Annotated in this window: 14 protein-coding genes; 4 read left to right on the top strand and 10 right to left on the bottom strand. The window is 67.3% G+C overall.

Going from position 1 to position 18,969, the window contains the following annotated elements; genetic code table 11:
* Positions 1-281: 281 nt before the first annotated feature.
* The 3 genes from EDC29_RS06485 to EDC29_RS06475 all read left to right on the top strand — a co-directional run bounded on the left by EDC29_RS06485 (position 282) and on the right by EDC29_RS06475 (position 3,352).
* Positions 282-2,318 carry a ribonucleoside triphosphate reductase gene (locus EDC29_RS06485; protein ID WP_123139441.1) on the top strand — a complete coding sequence of 679 codons (2,037 nt, stop codon included), beginning with the start codon at positions 282-284 and terminating at the stop codon, positions 2,316-2,318.
* A 118-nt stretch (positions 2,319-2,436) separates the two neighbouring features.
* Positions 2,437-2,622: an anaerobic ribonucleoside-triphosphate reductase gene (gene nrdD / locus EDC29_RS06480; protein WP_062273874.1), complete on the top strand. Its 186-nt coding sequence runs from the start codon at positions 2,437-2,439 to the stop codon at positions 2,620-2,622.
* A 7-nt stretch (positions 2,623-2,629) separates the two neighbouring features.
* On the top strand, positions 2,630-3,352 hold the full coding sequence (locus tag EDC29_RS06475) for an anaerobic ribonucleoside-triphosphate reductase activating protein (RefSeq protein WP_123142248.1): 723 nt from the start codon (positions 2,630-2,632) through the stop codon (positions 3,350-3,352).
* Positions 3,353-3,398: 46 nt separating this feature from the next.
* On the opposite strand, the gene EDC29_RS06470 is transcribed toward EDC29_RS06475, so the two are convergent.
* The 7 genes from EDC29_RS06470 to zwf form a co-directional block, all read right to left on the bottom strand.
* Positions 3,399-3,800, bottom strand: coding sequence for a septal ring lytic transglycosylase RlpA family protein (locus EDC29_RS06470; RefSeq protein ID WP_223806946.1), 402 nt, complete (start codon positions 3,798-3,800; stop codon positions 3,399-3,401).
* Between the two features lie 213 nt (positions 3,801-4,013).
* Entirely contained in the window at positions 4,014-5,639 is a 1,626-nt protein-coding gene (locus EDC29_RS06465) for a L,D-transpeptidase family protein (RefSeq protein ID WP_132229057.1), read from the bottom strand.
* Positions 5,640-5,714: 75 nt separating this feature from the next.
* Positions 5,715-7,208, bottom strand: a complete 1,494-nt coding sequence (locus EDC29_RS06460; protein WP_123139446.1) for a SpoVR family protein — start codon at positions 7,206-7,208, stop codon at positions 5,715-5,717.
* On the bottom strand, positions 7,205-8,476 hold the full coding sequence (locus tag EDC29_RS06455) for a YeaH/YhbH family protein (RefSeq protein ID WP_123139447.1): 1,272 nt from the start codon (positions 8,474-8,476) through the stop codon (positions 7,205-7,207). Before EDC29_RS06455 ends, EDC29_RS06460 begins: the two co-directional genes overlap by 4 nt.
* A gap of 103 nt (positions 8,477-8,579) precedes the next feature.
* A complete protein-coding gene (locus EDC29_RS06450) occupies positions 8,580-10,502 on the bottom strand; it encodes a PrkA family serine protein kinase (RefSeq protein WP_123139448.1) in 1,923 nt (640 codons plus the stop codon).
* A 469-nt stretch (positions 10,503-10,971) separates the two neighbouring features.
* Positions 10,972-12,633, bottom strand: coding sequence for a glucose-6-phosphate isomerase (gene pgi / locus EDC29_RS06445; protein WP_123142252.1), 1,662 nt, complete (start codon positions 12,631-12,633; stop codon positions 10,972-10,974).
* 653 nt (positions 12,634-13,286) lie between these two features.
* Positions 13,287-14,756, bottom strand: coding sequence for a glucose-6-phosphate dehydrogenase (zwf, locus tag EDC29_RS06435; RefSeq protein WP_132229055.1), 1,470 nt, complete (start codon positions 14,754-14,756; stop codon positions 13,287-13,289).
* A gap of 110 nt (positions 14,757-14,866) precedes the next feature.
* On the opposite strand from zwf, the gene glgA reads away from it, so the two are divergent.
* Complete coding sequence (gene glgA, locus EDC29_RS06430) at positions 14,867-16,402, top strand: glycogen synthase GlgA (protein WP_123139451.1); 1,536 nt, start codon at positions 14,867-14,869, stop codon at positions 16,400-16,402.
* A 15-nt stretch (positions 16,403-16,417) separates the two neighbouring features.
* Here glgA and panD read toward each other — a convergent pair whose 3' ends face one another.
* The 3 genes from panD to panB all read right to left on the bottom strand — a co-directional run bounded on the left by panD (position 16,418) and on the right by panB (position 18,931).
* Complete coding sequence (panD, locus tag EDC29_RS06425) at positions 16,418-16,798, bottom strand: aspartate 1-decarboxylase (RefSeq protein WP_062275550.1); 381 nt, start codon at positions 16,796-16,798, stop codon at positions 16,418-16,420.
* Positions 16,799-16,964: 166 nt separating this feature from the next.
* A complete protein-coding gene (gene panC, locus EDC29_RS06420; protein WP_123139452.1) occupies positions 16,965-17,810 on the bottom strand; it encodes a pantoate--beta-alanine ligase in 846 nt (281 codons plus the stop codon).
* Positions 17,811-18,127: 317 nt separating this feature from the next.
* Positions 18,128-18,931 carry a 3-methyl-2-oxobutanoate hydroxymethyltransferase gene (gene panB / locus EDC29_RS06415; protein ID WP_132229053.1) on the bottom strand — a complete coding sequence of 268 codons (804 nt, stop codon included), beginning with the start codon at positions 18,929-18,931 and terminating at the stop codon, positions 18,128-18,130.
* Positions 18,932-18,969: the final 38 nt, after the last annotated feature.

Raw genomic sequence — 18,969 nt, 5'->3', positions numbered from 1 at the left:
GGGCCGCGAACGCGGCGACGACATGGACCGGAAACGAGACTCCGGACCTTGGGCCGAAAATGACAGGAAACCAAGAACTGTGCGCATTAAGGGCACAGCTGTCAAGCAAGCAACACTGAACAGAGACTGTCCAATTGTCAAAAGCCGTCAGAAAAGCAACCCAAAAATATTGATGTAAATCAACAAAAACAAAAACGACAAGAGAGCTATACACATCATCTTGTTGGCGCTATAGTTCGCGCCACAATATCTTGTGCCAACCACCAGAGAGACCGCTTTTCATGGACACGACGCAGACCGACCTCCCCTCGATCCCTACCCGCGCGCTCAAGCGTGACGGCACGGAGGTGCGTTTCGATGTGTCCAAGATCGAGTCGGCGATCCTGCGCGCCGGCCAGGCCAGTGGCGAGTTCGACGCCGCCGAGGCGCGGCTGCTCACCGCTCAGGTGATCAAGGTGCTGGCACACCGCAGCAACGACGGTCGCAGCCCCGATATCGAGGGCATCCAGGACATCATCGAGCAGACCCTGATCAGCGCCAACCACTTCGAGACCGCGCGTGCCTACATCGTCTATCGCGAGCAGCACAAGAAGCTACGCGACGACAGCCGCACCCTGGTCGACGTCGGCAGCTCGATCAACGAATATCTCGACCGCTCCGACTGGCGCGTCTCGGCCAACGCCAACCAGGGCTACTCGCTCGGCGGGCTGATCCTCAACACCTCGGGCAAGATGATCGCCAACTATTGGCTCAACCACGTCTACCCGCCCGAGATCGGCCAGGCCCACCGCGACGGCGACCTGCACATCCACGACCTCGACATGCTCTCGGGCTACTGCGCCGGCTGGTCGCTGCGCACCCTGCTCACCGAGGGCCTCAACGGCGTGCCCGGCCGGGTCGAGGCGGCGCCGCCCAAGCACATGTCGAGCGCCATCGGCCAGATCGTCAACTTCCTCGGCACCCTGCAGAACGAGTGGGCCGGCGCCCAGGCGTTCTCCAGCTTCGACACCTACATGGCCCCCTATGTGCGGGTCGACGGGCTCGATTACGCGCAGGTGCGTCAGTACATCCAGGAACTGATCTACAACCTCAACGTGCCCTCGCGCTGGGGCACCCAGACGCCCTTCACCAACCTCACCTTCGACTGGGTGTGCCCCGAGGACCTGCGCGAGCAGGTGCCGGTGATCGGCGGCGAGGAGCAGCCGTTCACCTACGGTGAGCTGCAGACCGAGATGGACATGATCAATCGTGCCTACATCGAGGTCATGACCGAGGGCGATGCCAAGGGCCGGATCTTCACCTTCCCGATCCCGACCTACAACATCACCCCGGACTTCCCGTGGGAGAGCGAGAACGCCGAGCGACTGTTCGAGATGACCGCGAAGTACGGCCTGCCCTACTTCCAGAACTTCATCAACTCCGAGCTCTCGCCGAACATGGTGCGCTCGATGTGCTGCCGTCTGCAGCTCGACCTGCGCGAACTGCTCAAGCGCGGCAACGGCCTGTTCGGCTCGGCCGAGCAGACCGGCTCGCTCGGCGTCGTCACCATCAACTGCGCGCGGCTCGGTCACACCCATCAGGGTGACGAGCAGGGCCTGCTCGCACGTCTCGACGAGCTGCTCGAGATCGCCCGCAACAGCCTCGAGATCAAGCGCAAGGTGATCCAGCGTCACATGGACGCCGGGCTCTTCCCCTACACCAAGCGCTATCTCGGCACCCTGCGCAATCACTTCTCCACCATCGGCGTGAACGGCATCAACGAGATGGTGCGCAACTTCACCAAGGACGCCGAGGACATCACCACGCCGCAGGGTCATGCCCTCGCCTGCCGTCTCATCGACCACGTGCGCGCCCGCATGGTCGAGTTCCAGGAGAGCACCGGCAGCATGTACAACCTCGAGGCGACGCCGGCCGAGGGCACCACCTATCGCTTCGCCCGCGAGGACAAGAAGCGCTACCCGGCGATCATCCAGGCCGGCACCGAGGAGACGCCCTACTACACCAACAGCTCGCAGCTGCCGGTCGGCTACACCGACGATCCCTTCGAGGCACTGGACAAGCAGGAAGCGCTGCAGAGCAAGTACACCGGCGGCACCGTGCTGCACCTCTACATGGCCGAGCAGATCTCCTCGACCGACGCCTGCAAGCGTCTGGTGCGCCGCGCGCTGGAGAACTTCCGTCTGCCCTACATCACCATCACCCCGGTGTTCTCGATCTGCCCCAAGCACGGCTACATCTCCGGCGAGCACGAGTTCTGCCCGCTGTGCGACGAGGAGCTGATCGCCCACAAGCGCGCCAGCCAGGCCTGCAGCTGCTAAGCCGCCGCTCAGCTCATCCCCGCCTCACGGCGGACGCCGCGCCCCCGCGGGGGCGCGGCATCGACCCGAACAAGCCCGCAAGGGCCACTTGCAACCGCATCGACCAAGGAGCCACGCAATGACCGACACCAACATCGAACTCAAGCCCGAAGAGCGCACTCAGTGCGAGGTCTGGACCCGCGTGATGGGCTATCACCGTCCGGTCTCGGCGTTCAACGGCGGCAAGCGCGCCGAGCACGCCCAGCGTCGCTACTTCACCGAGAACCCCACCGATCGCAAGGACGCCGAGCGCGCCGCGGCCTGACCCCGGCATGCACGACCGAGCCGAAGCCGACGCGCTGCGCGTCGGCGGCCTGACCCCGCTGACCACCATCGACTACCCGGGTGAGCTGGCTGCGGTGATCTACTGTCAGGGCTGCCCCTGGCGCTGTCGCTACTGTCACAACGGCCACCTGCTCGAGCAGGACGCGGGCGACGGGGAGACGATTGCCTGGGATCAGGTGATGGACTTCCTGGAGGATCGCCGAGGACTGCTCGACGCGGTGGTGTTCAGCGGCGGCGAGCCGACCGTGCAGGGCGCGCTCGGCGCGGCGATGCGCGCCGCACGCGCGCTCGGCTTCAAGGTCGGGCTGCACACCGGCGGCGCCTACCCGCAACGACTGCGGCGGATCCTGCCGCTGGTCGACTGGGTCGCGCTCGACATCAAGGCGCTCGCCGACGACTACCCGGCGCTCACCGGGGTGATCGGCTCGGGCGAACCGGCGTGGGAGAGTCTCGCACTGCTGCTCGCCTCCGAGGTGGCACTGGAGGTCCGCACCACGGTCCCGCCGGGCTGGGGGCTGGAGCAACTCGCCCCCCTGGTCACGGCACTCGCCGAGGCCGGCGTGCGCGACTACTGTCTGCAGCGCTGCGACGCGACCCTGAGCCTCGACCCGGGGCTGCGCGAACTGCCCGCCACCGCCCTGCGCCAGCTCGTCACCGAACTCCCCACCGAGCGCTTCGAGCGCTTCGAGCTGCGCGGCGCGGGATACTGATCGCGACGCCGCCCCGGCGCCGCCGGGAGGCGTCGCAGCGGCTCGATCAGAACAGCGCCATCAGCACCGCCTGCGCCTCGGCCACCGTCTGTCCCGAGGGCGTGACCGGTTCGTCGACATCGAGGATCCGCAGCTCGACCCGCGCCAGTCCGGTGTGCAGCATGCCGAGCGCCTTGGCCGCGCCCTTCGACAGATCGATCGACCGCCCATCGATATAGGGTCCCCGATCATTGATGGTGACCACCACCGACCGACCATTGTCCTTGTTCTTGACCCGCACCCGGGTACCGAACGGCAGGGTCCGATGTGCCGCGGTCAAGGCATGCATGTCGAACCGCACCCCACTCGCGGTGAGCCGGCCGTTGAAACGATCGGCATAATAGGACGCAACCCCCTCGCTCACGCTCGCCTCGACCAGCGCCCCGGCGCACGCCAGGGGCAGCGCCACCAACGCGCCAATCCATCTGCTGTTCAAAAGCCTTCCTCCGCCTGCTGTCTCGCCCCACCCGGACCATCGCGGACACGCACGGGCGCGCCGTGACCGACGACCATCGGGGGCGCGGCGATGAGCGGGGAGGCATGGATTCGAAATATGACCGGATTCTAACCGCGCACAGAGGAAAGACGAAGGGACCCCGGAGCGCAGCAGGGCTCTCCGGACTCAGCTCCCGTCTCCGGCCTGGCCGAGCCGCAGCGGGTCCTCGACACCCTCGAAGTCGATACGACTGCCACGCACCGGCGCAAAGAAGGCCTCGCGCAGCGCCGGGTCGCGATCATAGACATCGTCGCGAAAGACCAGCCGGCCTGCCGCATCGGCGCTTACCGTCAGGTAATAGAGCAGCACCGGCAGGGGGCGTTCGAGATGGATGTGACGGGTGCGACCGCGAGCGATCTGGCGCTCGATCCGCTCGCGGCTCCAGGCGCTCCCCTCGAGCAACGCCGTGGCCAGCTCGAGCGGCTCGTCGACCCGGATACAGCCGTGACTGAAGGTCCGCTGCCGTCGCGAGAACAGCCAGCGGCTCGGGGTGTCGTGGAGATAGATCGCATGGCGGTTGGGGAACATGAACTTGACCCGCCCCAGGGCATTGTCGGCGCCGGGTTTCTGCACCAGCTGATAGCGCCGATAGTTGCTGGCGTCGCCCCCCCGTCGTACCGCCCCGCTACGACGATCGACCAGCAGATAGTCCTGCGAGACCCAGCCCATCCCCTTCTGGATCGACACCGGCACCGTCCAGGTCGGGTTGATCACCAGATGGTCCATGCGATCGCGAAACATCGGCGTCTGATCCTCGACGCTGCCGACGATCGCCCGGGTCTGCCAGACGGCCTCGCCGCCGCGCACCAGCACCACCCGATAACCGGCCAGGTCGACGAACAGATGGTCCGGCGGCAGCTCGGCATACAGCCAGCGCATCCGCTCCAGATTGATCAGCGCGCGCTCGATCCGCGCGGCATCGATCGGGCGGTTGAGGACCGCCAGGGTCCGGGGCCCCACCACACCGTCGTCGACCAGCCCGTAGCGCCGCTGCAACTCGCGCACCGCCTCGCGGAGCCCGGCATCGAAGCGTCGTGCCGTCTCGTCGCCCGCCGCCGGCAGCGACTCGCCGGCGATCAGACGGACCCGCTCGCGCACCCCGACGACCCGCTCGCCGCGGCTGCCGAGGCCGAGCGGCGGACCGGCGGGCAGTGGAGGCAGGTCGAGCAGGTGGTCCTGGGCGACATAGTCGCGCAGGGCGCGGCGCAGATCGCGATACCAGAAGGGCAGCGAGAAGCGTCCGGCCAGGGCCTCGGCCATGTCCTCGGCGACGAGCGCCAGGCGCATGTCGGCGAGGATCTGCGCCGCCGCGACCGGCGCGCGATCATTGTGCCCGGGCGCGACCTGTACCGGGTCGAGCTTGCCGTAGCGGGTGTGATGGACATAGCGCAGCAGCGCATCGCTCAGCAACAGCTCCAGCCCGACCCGCGCCCGTTCGTCACGCGGCGGCGCAACGGTCAGACGGGCGAGCGTCGCGAGATGGAAGTCTTCCGGCGAGAAGCCCTCGCGCTCGACCCCGGCGAGCAGCCGGGCGAGCGAGCCGACCCGCGCCCGCGAGGTCCACACCGGACGATGGTCACGCGCGGCATAGAAGACGGCGAGCAGTCTGGGGGCATACATCCGGCGCCCCTCGGGCAGGGGCGAGGTCTCGGCCAGGGCGGCATCGAGCGCCGGCCAGGACCCAGCGGCCAGCGGCGAGGCGTGGAGGAGGAAGAGCAACAGCCCGAATGGGAGGATGCGCCAGCGCGCCATCGGATACCTGCGAAACGGATCGAACGTCCTTGCGCGGACGTCCATCCAGGCCGCCCGCCCCCAGTCATGCAGCGCTCAGGGGCACTCGCCGACGAGCTGTACCCGCCCCTGCTCGTCGACCGACTCGAGCCTGACCTTGAAGCCCCAGAGCCGATGCACGTGACGCAGCACCTCTTCGGCCGATTCGTCGAGCGGGCGACGGTTGTGCCGGAAGTGACGCAGGGTCAGCGAGCGATCACCGCGCCGGTCGACGTGATAGACCTGCACATTGGGTTCGCGACTGCCGAGGTTGTACTGCTCGGCGAGGGCCTGGCGCAGCGCCCGATAGCCCTGCTCCTCGTGGATCGCGGTGACCTCGAGCTGCTCCTCACGGTCGTCGTCACGCACCGCGAAGAGATGGAACTCGCGCATCAACCGCGGTGACAGGTACTGGGCGATGAAGCTCTCGTCCTTGAAGTTGCGCATGGCGAAGTCGAGCACCTGCAGCCAGTCGCCACCGGCGATGTCGGGGAACCACTCGCGGTCCTCGTCGGTCGGCGCCTCGCAGATGCGACGGATGTCGCGCATCATCGCGAAACCCAGCGCATAGGGGTTGATGCCGTTGAAGTAGGGCTTGTCGAACTCCGGCTGATAGATCACCCCGGTGTGCGACTGCAGGAACTCCATCATGAAGCCGTCGCCCACCAGCCCCTCGTCGTAGAGGTGGTTCATCAGGGTGTAGTGCCAGAAGGTCGCCCAGCCCTCGTTCATCACCTGGGTCTGGCGCTGCGGGTAGAAGTACTGGGCGATCCGGCGCACGATGCGCACGATCTCGCGCTGCCAGGGCTCGAGCAGCGGGGCGTTCTTCTCGATGAAATAGAGCAGGTTCTCCTGCGGCTCCTCCGGCCAGCGCTCTTCGCGTTGCTCATCACCGACCTCGGGACCCGGCGGCAGGGTGCGCCAGAGGTCGTTGACCTGCGACTGCAGATAGGCCGCGCGTTCCTCCTGACGCCGCTGCTCCTCGGCCAGGCTCAGCGGCGAGGGACGCTTGTAGCGGTCGACCCCCTGGTTCATCAGCGCGTGACAGGAGTCGAGCAGCAGCTCGACGGCCTCCTCGCCGTGGCGTTCCTCGCACTCGGCGATGAAGCGCCGCGCGAACACCAGATAGTCGATGATGGCATCGGCGCTGGTCCAGGTGCGGAACAGATAGTTGCCCTTGAAGAAGCTGTTGTGTCCGTAGCTGGCGTGGGCGATCACCAGCGCCTGCATCGGCAGGGTGTTCTCCTCCATCAGATAGGCGATGCAGGGATCGGAGTTGATCACGATCTCGTAGGCCAGTCCCATCTGACCACGCCGATAGGTCTGCTCGGTGGCGACGAACTGCTTGCCGAACGACCAGTGCTGATAGTTGATCGGCAGCCCCACCGAGGAGTAGGCGTCGATCATCTGCTCCGAGGTGATGACCTCGATCTGGTTGGCATAGGTGTCGAGCCCGTAGACGTCGTGGGCGATGCGCCCGATCTCGCGGTCGAAGCGTTCGAGTAGCGGGAAGGTCCATTCCAGCGACTCGGAGATGATGCGTGAGCTCATGCCGGCTCCCTCCTGAACAGCTCGCGGAACACCGGGAAGATGTCGTCGGCGCCGTCGATCTCCTGCATCGCGAAGTGCGGGTGCAGCGCCATCACCTCCTGATAGGCGTACCACAGGCTCTGGTGCTGGCGCGGGGTGATCTCGACATAGGCGAAGTAGCGCATCAGCGGCATCAGCTTGTCGACGAGGATGTCGCGACAGATGTTGGAGTCGGAGTCCCAGTTGTCGCCGTCCGAGGCCTGAGCGGCATAGATGTTCCAGACGCTCGGGTCGTAGCGCTCGCGGAGGATCTCGTGGGCGAGGTTGAGCGCACTCGAGACCACGGTGCCGCCGGTCTCGCGCGAGTAGAAGAAGTCCTGCTCGTCGACCTCTTGGGCGATGGTGTGATGACGAATGAACACCAGGTCGATCTGATCGTAGTTCCGCTGCAGGAACAGATAGAGCAGGATGAAGAAGCGCTTGGCGAGGTTCTTGCGCACCTGATCCATGGAGCCGGAGACATCCATGATGCAGAGCATCACCGCCTTGCTGGTGGGCTCGGGCTGCTTGGTGAAGCTCTGGTAGCGCAGATCGAAGCTGTCGATGAAGGGCAGCGCGGCGACCCGCGTCTTGAGCGCGTCGATCTCCTCGCGCAACGCCACCACCCGCGCGTCACGCTCGCCAGCGCCGCCGGCGAGCAATGCCGCCAGCTCCTCCTCGAGCTCGCGGATACGCGCCCGCGACGGTGCGCCGAGCGCGGTACGCCGCGCGATCGCCCCCTTGAGCGAGCGCACCACGTCGATGTTCGAGGGCGAGCCGTCGGTGGCATAGCCGGCGCGCACGTTCTTGAACTCAGTGGTGCCCATGAGCTGGTTGCGCACCAGGTTGGGCAGCGCGAGGTCCTCGAACAGCAGGTCCATGAACTCCTCGCGCGAGAGCTCGAAGACGAAGTCGTCCTCGCCGCGACCGTCCTTGCTCGCCTTGCCCTGACCGCCGCCCTGACCGCCACCGCCCGGGGGCCGACGGATGCGATCGCCGGTCTCGAACTCGCGGTTGCCGGGATAGACCTGGTCGCGGGTACCGCCGCTGCCGTGGTGGAGCAGCGGCTCGGAGATGTCGCGCGCGGGGATGCCGACGCGCTCGCCCGAGTCGACGTCGGTGATGCTGCGCTTGTTGACCGCCTCGGCCACGGAGCGCTTGAGCTGACTCTTGTAGCGCCGGATGAAGCGCTGCCGATTGACCGCGCTCTTGTTCCTGCCGTTCAGACGGCGGTCGATGAAGTGTGACATAGGACCGCTTCGCTCACCGTTGCTGAGGACCACCCCGGGCACGCGGCCCGAGGCTGGTCGGGGTGCGCCCACACCGGGCGGGCGCCCGTCACCTGGACGCGGATCAGTGCGCCTTGCGTACCCGCAGATACCACTCCGAGAGCAACCGCACCTGCTTCGGGGTGTAGCCCTTCTCGGTCATGCGGTCGACGAACTGGTCGTGCTTCTTCTGCTCGTCGGCCGAGGCCTTGGCGTTGAAGGAGATCACCGGCAGCAGCTCCTCGGTGTTGGAGAACATCTTCTTCTCGATCACCAGGCGCAGCTTCTCGTAGCTGGTCCAGCGCGGGTTGGCTCCACCATTGTTGGCGCGCGCGCGCAGCACGAAGTTGACGATCTCGTTGCGGAAGTCCTTGGGGTTGGAGATCCCCGCCGGCTTCTCGATCTTCTCCAGCTCCTCGTTGAGCGAGGCGCGATCGAGCATCTCGCCGGTATCGGGATCGCGATACTCCTGATCCTGGATCCAGTAGTCGGCGAAGGTGACATAGCGGTCGAAGATGTTCTGGCCGTACTCGGCATAGGACTCGAGATAGGCCGTCTGCAGCTCCTTGCCGATGAACTCGGCGTAACGCGGCGACAGATACTGCTTGATGAAGCCGAGATAACGTTCCTGCACCTCGGGCGGGAGCTGCTCGCGAGCGATCTGGCGCTCGAGCACATAGAGCAGGTGCACCGGGTTGGCGGCCACCTCGGCATGATCGAAGTTGAACACCTGGGAGAGGATCTTGAAGGCGAAGCGGGTGGAGATCCCGCTCATCCCCTCATCGACCCCGGCATAGTCGTGATACTCCTGCACCGACTTGGCCTTGGGATCGGTGTCCTTGAGGTTCTCGCCGTTGTAGATCCGCATCTTCGAGTAGATGTTGGAGTTCTCCGGCTCCTTGAGCCGGGTCAGCACCGAGAACTGCGCCATCATCTCCAGGGTGCCCGGGGCGCAGGGCGCGTGCGACAGCGAGCTGTTGGCGAGCAGCTTGTCGTAGATGCAGACCTCCTCGTCGACGCGCAGGCAGTAGGGCACCTTGACGATATAGACGCGATCGAGGAAGGCCTCGTTGTTCTTGTTGTTGCGGAAGCTCTGCCACTCCGACTCGTTGGAGTGGGCGAGGATGATGCCCTGGAAAGGCAGCGCCGAGAGCCCCTCGGTGCCGTTGTAGTTGCCCTCCTGGGTGGCGGTGAGCAGTGGGTGCAGCACCTTGATCGGCGCCTTGAACATCTCGACGAACTCCATGATGCCCTGGTTGGCGCGGCACAGCGCACCGGAATAGCTGTAGGCATCGGCATCGTGCTGGGCGAAGCGCTCGAGCTGACGGATGTCGACCTTGCCGACCAGCGAGGAGATGTCCTGGTTGTTCTCGTCGCCCGGCTCGGTCTTGGCGATGGCGATCTGCTCGAGTACCGAGGGATAGACCTTGACCACCCGGAAGCGGGTGATGTCGCCGTGATACTCCTGCAGCCGCTTCACCGCCCAGGGCGACATGATGGTGCGCAGATAGCGCCTGGGGATGCCGTAGTCGTCCTCGAGGATCTGACCGTCCTCATCGGGCGAGAACAGCCCCAGCGGCGACTCGAACACCGGCGAGCCCTGGATGGCGTAGAAGGGCACCAGCTCCATCAGCTCCTTGAGCTTCTCGGCCAGCGAGGACTTGCCGCCGCCGACCGGGCCGAGCAGATAGAGGATCTGCTTCTTCTCCTCGAGCCCCTGGGCGGCGTGCTTGAGATAGGAGACCAGGTGCTCGATCGACTCCTCCATGCCATAGAACTCGGAGAAGGCCGGGTAGCGCTTGATCACCTTATTCTGGAAGATCCGGCTCAGCCGCGGGTCGTCGCTGGTGTTGACCAGCTCCGGCTCACCGATGGCCTGCAGCAGCCGTTCGGGCGCACTGGCATAGGCACTGGGGTCGGTCTTGCACAGTGCCAGGTATTCGTCCAGGGTGAGCACCTCCTCGCGGGAGGCCTCGTAGCGCGCCTGGTAGCGTTCGAAGATCGACATAGACTTACCTCTCCTCGGAACCTGAGTGTGCCTGCTCGATCCGGCTCCGGCTCTGCCGGAGGCTCGGGGCGGGCAGGACGGAACACAAGAGCCTCCAGGTGGAGCGCAAGATTCAGGCCATCAACCAGCGTCCGTTGCTGGAGCACCTGGGACGACCTGTGAGAACCGGGCCATCAATGACAGCGGCGATCAAGGCCTGAGACCCAGGTGATGGATCCGGGTTCGATCGCTGCATCTGTTCGGTGCATGGAGCGGAACATGCCCCGCGTCCGTCTCGACGGATACGCCACGCCAGTCAGGCGGCGACCGGGCCGGACACGACGGGCGCCGGTCGGGGTGATCGCAACCGGGGCGAAGGCCAAGGCCCCGCCACCGAACGCCCCGCGACCACCACCTCAGAGGAGAAGGTTGGGCGACACCCAGCGCGATTCAACGCGCCGGCGCCCGATCGCTCACCCCCGGCGATCCCTCAGCGCCCCCTCTCGACTGCACCGCGCAAGTGCAGATAGGTCTCGAGTAGTGCACGGGTCGAGGCGTCATGCCCCTCGCCCGCGCCCCCGTCCTTGAGCTCGCCGAGGATCACCCCGGCGAGCTGCTTGCCCAGCTCGACCCCCCACTGATCGAAGGAGTTGATCCCCCAGATCGCCCCCTGGGTGAAGATGCGGTGCTCGTAGAGGGCAATCAGCGCGCCCAGGGTGAAGGGCGTCAGCCGCTCCATCAGCAGGGTGTTGGTCGGGCGGTTGCCGGGGAAGACGCGATGCGGGGCGAGCGCCTCGACCCGCTCGTCGGAGAGCCCGGCGGCGCGCAGCTCGGCGCGCGCCTCATCCAGGGTCCGCCCGCGCATCAGCGCCTCGGTCTGGGCGAAGCAGTTGGCCATCAGCTTGTCGTGATGATCGCCGAGCTCGTGATGGCTGCGCGCGGCGCCGATGAAGTCGGCCGGGATCAGCTGGGTGCCCTGGTGGATGAGCTGGTAGAAGGCATGCTGGCCATCGGTGCCGGGCTCGCCCCAGACCACCGGACCGGTGGTGTACTCGAGGGTCTCGCCGTCGCGCCCGACCCGCTTGCCGTTGCTCTCCATGTCGCCCTGCTGGAGATAGGCCGGCAGCAGCCGCAGCGACTGATCGTAGGGCAGCACCGCGTGGGTGCGCGCCCCGGCGAAGTTGGCATACCACACCCCGATCAGTCCGAGCAGCACCGGCATGTTGCGCTCGAGCGGTGCGGTGCGATGGTGCTCGTCGATCGCGTGCGCGCCCTCGAGCAACTCGACGAAGCGCTCGAAGCCGACCGCCAGCGCGATCGGCAGCCCGATCGCCGACCACAGCGAATAGCGCCCGCCGACCCAGTCCCAGAACTCGAACATGTTGGCGGTATCGATGCCGAAGGCCGATACCCGCTCGGCGTTGGTGGAGACGGCGACGAAATGGCGCGCCACCGCGCCCGAATCGCCGAGCGCCGCAAGCAACCAGTCGCGCGCGCTCGACGCGTTGGTCATGGTCTCCTGGGTGGAGAAGGTCTTGGAGGCGATCACGAACAGCGTCGTCTCCGGATCGAGCCCGCGCAGCGTCTCGACCAGATGGGTGGCATCGACGTTGGAGACGAAGTGCACCCGCAGCTGATCGCTGCAATAGGGCGAGAGCGCGGCGCACACCATCTTCGGCCCGAGGTTGGAGCCGCCGATGCCGATATTGACCACATCGCTGATGCGCCGCCCGGTATGCCCGGTCCAGCCCCCCGAGCGCACCTCGCCGACGAAGCGCTCGATACGCGCGAGCACGCCGTTGACCAGCGGCATCACGTCCTCGCCATCGACCACCATCGGCCGGTTGCTGCGGTTGCGCAGCGCCATGTGCAGCACCGCGCGATGCTCGGTGACATTGATCGGCTCGCCGCCGTAGAGACGCGCCTGCCAGCCGGGCAGGTCGGCCGCGCGCGCCAGCTCCAGCAACAGACGCAGGGTCTCGTCGGTGAGCAGGTTCTTGGAATAGTCCAGGTGCAGGCCGGCGACCGACAGCCGCATCCGCTCGGCGCGGCCGGGATCGCGCGCGAACAGGGTGCGCAGATGGTGCTCGCGCATCTCCTCCCAGTGCTGCTGCAACGCCTGCCATTGCGGGGTGTGACTGATCATCGACATGCAGACTCTCCTTGCGAACGTGAGAATGGACGGTCGACCGCAGCGACACCACGCGCCCCGGCGACCACACCGCGACAGCATACTCGGATCGCGATGACGACCCGATGTCGGGCGGCCAGCGGCCAGCGGCCAGCGGCCAGCGGCCAGGAGATTGAACCGCAAAGCCGCGAAGGGGGAGAAGCGTCCAGCGATCAGCCTCCAGCCTCCAGCCTCCAGCCTCCAGTCGCAGCCTATCCTCAACCACGGGCGTCCAGAACGCACGCCCGTCGGTGGGTCGCCGGATGGGGGTGCGGACACCGCCGCGGCTGACCCCGCTGGCGACCGTTGGCCGATGGCTGGCGCGGGTGGCTCATGACTGGCAGCTGATCGCGAGTGGCTGGCTGCTGGTGGCTGCTGGCGGCTGGCGGCTGGCGGCTGGCGGCTGGCGGCTGGCGGCTGGTGGCTGACTGCTGGCGGCTGACCGCTGGCGGCTGACCGCTGGTGGCTGACCGCTGGTGGCTGACCGCTGGTGGCTGGCGGCTGGCGGCTGGCTGCTGGTGGCTGACCGCTGGTGGCTGGCGGCTGGTGGGTGACCGCTGGTGGCTGACCGCTGGTGGCTGGCGGCTGGCGGCTGGCGGCTGGCGGCTGGCGGCTGGTAGCTGAGACCCCCGCCCTCACCCGGCAAGCGCATTGCGCCAGTCCTGGTCGTCGCGGTCGAACAGACGGCTGGCCTCGGGCGGGCCCCAGGAGCCGGCGGCATAGGTATGGATGAAGTCGCGCTCGACCGCCCAGCGCTTGAGCACCGGATCGATCACCCGCCACGCCCACTCGACCTCGTCGGCGCGCAGGAAGTGGGTACGATCGCCGCTGATGGCATCGAGGATCAGCGCCTCGTAGGCGTCGATATGATCCGGCGGCAGGCCGCAGCTGCTGGCGTCGAGCCGCTCGGTCTGGGTACGCAGCTCCAGTCCCGGGCGCTTGACCTGCAGCTCGATGCGCATGCACTCGTGCGGCTGGATGCCGAGCAGCAGCCAGTTCGGCCGCAGCCGCTCGATCGCGGTGTGCTGGAAGAGCTGCTGGGGCGGGTGCTTGAAGCGGATGGCGATCAGCGACTCGCTGCTCTCCATCCGCTTGCCGGTACGCAGGAAGAAGGGCACGTTGCGCCAGCGCCAGTTGTCGATATAGAGCTTGAGCGCGGCATAGGTCTCGGTGGTGCTCTCAGCCGCCACCCCGGGCTCGTCGCGATAGCCCGGCACCGTCGTCTCGCCGACCCGTCCCGCGCCATACTGGGCGCGCAGCGCGTGGGCGTGGACGGCCTCGCGGGCGATCGGCCGGATCGAGCGCAGCACCTTCACCTTCTCGTCGCGCAGCGCATCGGCATCGAGGCTCGCCGGCGGCTCCATCGCCACCAGGGTGAGCAGCTGCAGCAGATGGCTCTGGATCATGTCGCGCAGCGCGCCGACCCCGTCGTAGAAACCGGCGCGCGCGCCGATCCCCTGGGACTCGGCGTGGGAGATCTGCACATGGTCGATATAGTTGCGATTCCACAGCGGCTCGAGCAGCAGATTGGCGAAGCGGAACACGAGCACGTTCTGCACCGTGCTCTTGCCCAGGTAGTGATCGATGCGATAGATCTCCTCGCCCGGGAAGGCCTCGCGCAACCGCCGTTCGAGCAACCGCGCGCCCTCCAGATCGAGCCCGAAGGGCTTCTCCACCACCAGTCGCGACCAGCCGCCGGCACGACTGGCGAGCCCGGCGGCGGCGAGCCGCGCAGCGACCCCGGCGTGGAACTCGGGGGCGATCGCCAGATAGCTCAGCAGATTGTCCGGGGCCTCGGGCAGGGCGCGCAACCGCTCGGCCAGCCGCTCGAAGTCCTCCGCGCGCTCGAGATCGCCGGTGACGAAATGCAGTCGCCCGAGCAGACGCTGCACCACCGGGTCCTCACAGACCCGACGCTCGGCCAGCGCGGCACCGACCCGCTCGCGCCACGCCTGATCGCTCCAGGGACGACGACCGACGCCGACCACCCGGGTCGCCGGATGCAGCCGCCCGGCCGCCTCCAGCCCATAGAGCGCGGGCAACAGCTTGTGCTCGACCAGATTGCCGGTGGCCCCGAAGATCAACAGGATGCAGGGTTCGATCATGGGCAGATTATCTCGCTGGTGCACAAATATGATAATTTGAAGGCTGTCACCCTATTGCCAAGCCGGGCCCGGCACTTCCCGCCGCGACGCCCGTAGCCCAAGGACCGTTCATGGAACTCCCCGTTCCCCCGATCTCCCCTGCCCTGCCGGACCCGGACGGACTGCGCATCCTCGTGGCGAGCAGCGAGGCGCACCCGCTGATCAAGACCGGCGGCCTGGCCGACGTCGCTGCGAGCCTGCCGGCGGCGCTGCGCCAGCTCGGCCACGACGCGCGGCTGATCATGCCCGGCTATCCGAGCGCGCTGCGTCAGCTGCTCGAGCCGAAGACGCGTTGCGAGCTGCGCATCCCCGGCGCGCGCACCAGCGTGCGCATCGTCGAGGGTCTGCACCCGGACCACGGTCTGCCCGTCTATCTGGTCGACGCCCCGGACTACTTCCACCGCGAGGGCAGCCCCTATACCGATATCAGCGGTCGCGACTGGGGCGACAACCCCGAGCGCTTCCTGCTGTTCTGCCGCACCCTCGCACAACTGGCCATGGGGCTGCCGGCGGTGGGCTGGCGTCCCGAAGTGCTGCATGCCAACGACTGGCAAACCGGACTCACCCCGGCGCTGATGCACGACCTGCCCGAGCGCCCGGCCACCGTCTTCACCATCCACAACCTCGCCTACCAGGGGCTGTTCGATCGCGCCACCTTCGATCGCATCGGCCTGCCTGCGGCGCTGTGGAACGTCGCCGGGATCGAGTTCCATCAGCGCATGTCCTTCATCAAGGGCGGCATCGTCTTCTCCGACCGGGTCAACACCGTCAGCCCGACCTATGCCGACGAGATCCGCACGCCGCGCTTCGGCTGCGGCCTCGACGGGCTGCTGCGCCAGCTCGGCGGACGCTTCAGCGGCATCCTCAACGGCATCGACTATGGGGTGTGGGATCCGCAGACCGATCCGATGATCCTGCAACAGTTCGATGCCGAACACTTCGGGCTGAAGACCGAGAACAAGCTCGAACTACAGCGCGAGTTCGGCCTGCCGCGTCACGAGGAGGCCTTCCTGCTCGGCTATGTCGGGCGACTGGTCGAACAGAAGGGGGTGGACCTGATCCTCGCCATCCTGCCCGACCTGCTGCAGGACGCCAACGTGCAGGTGGTGCTGCAGGGCGTCGGCGATCGTCACACCGAACAGGCGCTGCACGAGGTCGCCAGGACCTATCCGCGCCAGGTCGGCGTGCTCATCGGTTATGACGAGATGCGCGCGCACCGCATCGAAGCCGGCTGCGACACCTTCCTGATGCCCTCGCGCTTCGAGCCGTGCGGGCTCAACCAGCTCTACAGCCTGCGCTACGGCACCCCGCCGATTGCCCACTGCACCGGCGGTCTGGCCGACACCATCACCCCGGTCGATGCCGAGACGCTCGCCGCGGGCACCGCCACCGGCTTCCTGTTCGAGCGCTCGCGGCCCGAGGAGCTGCACGCCGCGGTCGATCAGGCCCGCCGTCTCTATCGCGAACAGCCGGAACAATGGCGCAGACTGGCCACCACCGGGATGATGCAGGACTTCAGCTGGGAGGCCAGCGCGCAGCACTATCTGCAACTCTACGAGGCGGCGCTGGAGGAGAGAGGGGTTCAGGCCGACGTGCTGTCGGCCTGAACCGGGCGTCCAGGCTCAGGCGGCCTGGGCGGGGATGGCATCGCCGGTGCGCAGCACCTGGTTGCGCTCGTCGAGATAGACCAGCGCCGGCTTGTGGGCGTCGGCCTCGGCCTCGGTCATGGTGGCGAAGGCACAGATGATCACCCGATCACCGGGCGCGGCCTTGTGCGCCGCCGCACCATTGACCGAGATCACCCGCGAACCGGCCTCGGCACGGATCGCATAGGTGGTGAAGCGCTCACCGTTGGTGACGTTGTAGATCTGGATCTGCTCGTACTCGCGGATCCCGGCCAGCGCCAGCAGCTCGTCGTCGATGGCGCAGGAGCCCTCGTAGTCCAACTCCGAGTGCGTCACGCAAGCGCGATGCAGCTTGCACTTCAGCAAGGTCAAATGCATGTATCCAATCCTCTGATGGGCCCCAGCGGGACCAGGTCGGCCGTCGTCCGACGGCGGACATTCGATGTGATGACCAGGCTAGTCTAGCGCGTCCCCTGCTGCGACGCAGCATCGGACACGCGCCGCGCCCGGAGACGGCCTGACCGAACGCCCCGGGCGCATTGAATCAGCGACGCACCCGGCGATTGTCGATCAGTCGCGCCCGTCCCAGCCGTGCGGCGGCGAGGATCACCAGGTCGCGCTCGTCGCTCTCCGGCGGCGCGAGATCGGCGGCACGACAGACCTTGAAGTACTCGGGCGCAAAGCCCTCGGCCTCGAGCGCCCGGCAGGCTGCCAGCTCGAGTTCGACGAACGGACGACCGGCGCGCACTGCCGCAGCGGCCTCGTCGAGCACCCGGTTGAGTGCCGGCGCGCGCTCACGCTCGGCGGCGGTGAGATAGGCATTGCGCGAGCTGCGCGCCAGCCCGTCGGGTTCGCGCACGGTCTCGACACCATGGATCGCCACCGGGATCGACAGGTCCTCGACCATGCGCCGGATCACCAGCAGCTGCTGGAAGTCCTTCTCGCCGAACACCGCCACGTCGGGCTGCACCATGTTGAACAGCTTGCAGACGATGGTCGCCACGCCGACGAAGTGACCGGGACGGCTGGCGCCACAAAACAGCGCCGAGATCCCCGGCACCTCGACCCGGGTCTGCCCCGTCTGGCCGTTGGGATAGATGGTCTCCACCGCCGGCGCGAAGAGCAGATCGCAGCCGCCCGCGGCGAGCTTGTCGCGATCGGCCTCCGGGGTACGCGGATAGGCATCGAGATCCTCGCCGGGACCGAACTGCAGCGGGTTGACGAAGATGCTCGCCACCACCCGGTCGGCACGCTCGGCCGCCGCGCGCACCAGGGTCAGATGGCCCTGGTGCAGATTGCCCATGGTCGGCACCAGGGCGATGCGCTCACCGGCGGCGCGCCACTCGGCCAGACGCGCGCGCAGATTGGGAAGATGCTCGATACGCTCCATTGATCTCTCGGTTGGTTCAGATCGGTGTACGGGACCCGGGATCGGGCCCGCGAGACGCCACGACACGCCGCCGCACCGATCGGGCAATGATCGGTCATCGACGCCGCGCTCGCCGCGACATTCGGCAATGTCCATTGGACGACACGGACACCGCGCGGAGCGATGTCCACCCGCAGCACTGAAGGCTGCCGGCCCCGACGCAGAGGTCGGGGTCAGGAAGCGACCGGGGCCGGCGCCGCTGCTCGGCGGCCGGACGACGGCGCGAGGGGCGAGCGGATCGGGTTCCGCCCGCGCCCCGGGTCCACGAGTACGTGGACCTAGTAGGCGATCTCGGGAGCGCTCGGGAAGCTGCCCTCGCGCACCGCGACGACATAGGCGTCGACGGCACCGCGCACCGAACCGCCGGCGACCGTGAAGTCGCGACTGAAGCGGGGCGCGCGCCCCGGGTTGAGCCCGAGCATGTCCTGCAGCACCAGCACCTGACCGTCGCACTCGGCCCCGGCGCCGATGCCGATCACCGGGATGGTCAGGGTGCGGGCGATCTCGCCGGCGAGCGCCTGGGGAACGCACTCGAGCACCAGCAGCGAGGCGCCGGCGTCCTGCATCGCCAGCGCGTCGTGGCGGATACGCTCGGCCGAGGCATGGTCGCGCCCCTGGAAGCGATAGCCTCCGAGCTGGTTGACCGATTGCGGCTGCAGCCCGAGATGGGCGCACACCGGCGCACCCTGCGCGACCAGTTGGCGCACGGTATCGAGATAGGGCTCACCGCCCTCGAGCTTGACCATCTGCGCCCCGCCCTCCTGCATCAGGCGCGAGGCGCTCTCGAGGGCGCGCTCCGGCGTGGCGTAGGACATGAACGGCAGGTCCGCGACCACCAGCGCACGACTCGATCCCCGGGTAACACAAGCGGTGTGATAGACCATCTGGTCGAGGGTCACGGGAACCGTGGTCGGGTGCCCCTGCAGCACCATCCCCAGCGAATCCCCCACCAGCATCACCTCGACCCCGGCCTCGTCGAGCAGACGGGCGAAGGTGGCGTCATAGCAGGTGAGGACGGCGATCCGCTCGCCGCGTGCCTTCATGGCGGCGAGGGAGGCGACAGTGGTCGGTGAAGCGGACATCGGCGACTCCGGGGTCTAGGTACTTCGGAATAAGGAAA

Origin of the sequence: Marichromatium gracile (assembly GCF_004343155.1) — a bacterium.
Lineage (GTDB): Bacteria > Pseudomonadota > Gammaproteobacteria > Chromatiales > Chromatiaceae > Marichromatium > Marichromatium gracile.
Note: the sequence above shows the minus strand (reverse complement) of the source record. Positions and strands in the feature narration are given on the sequence as shown.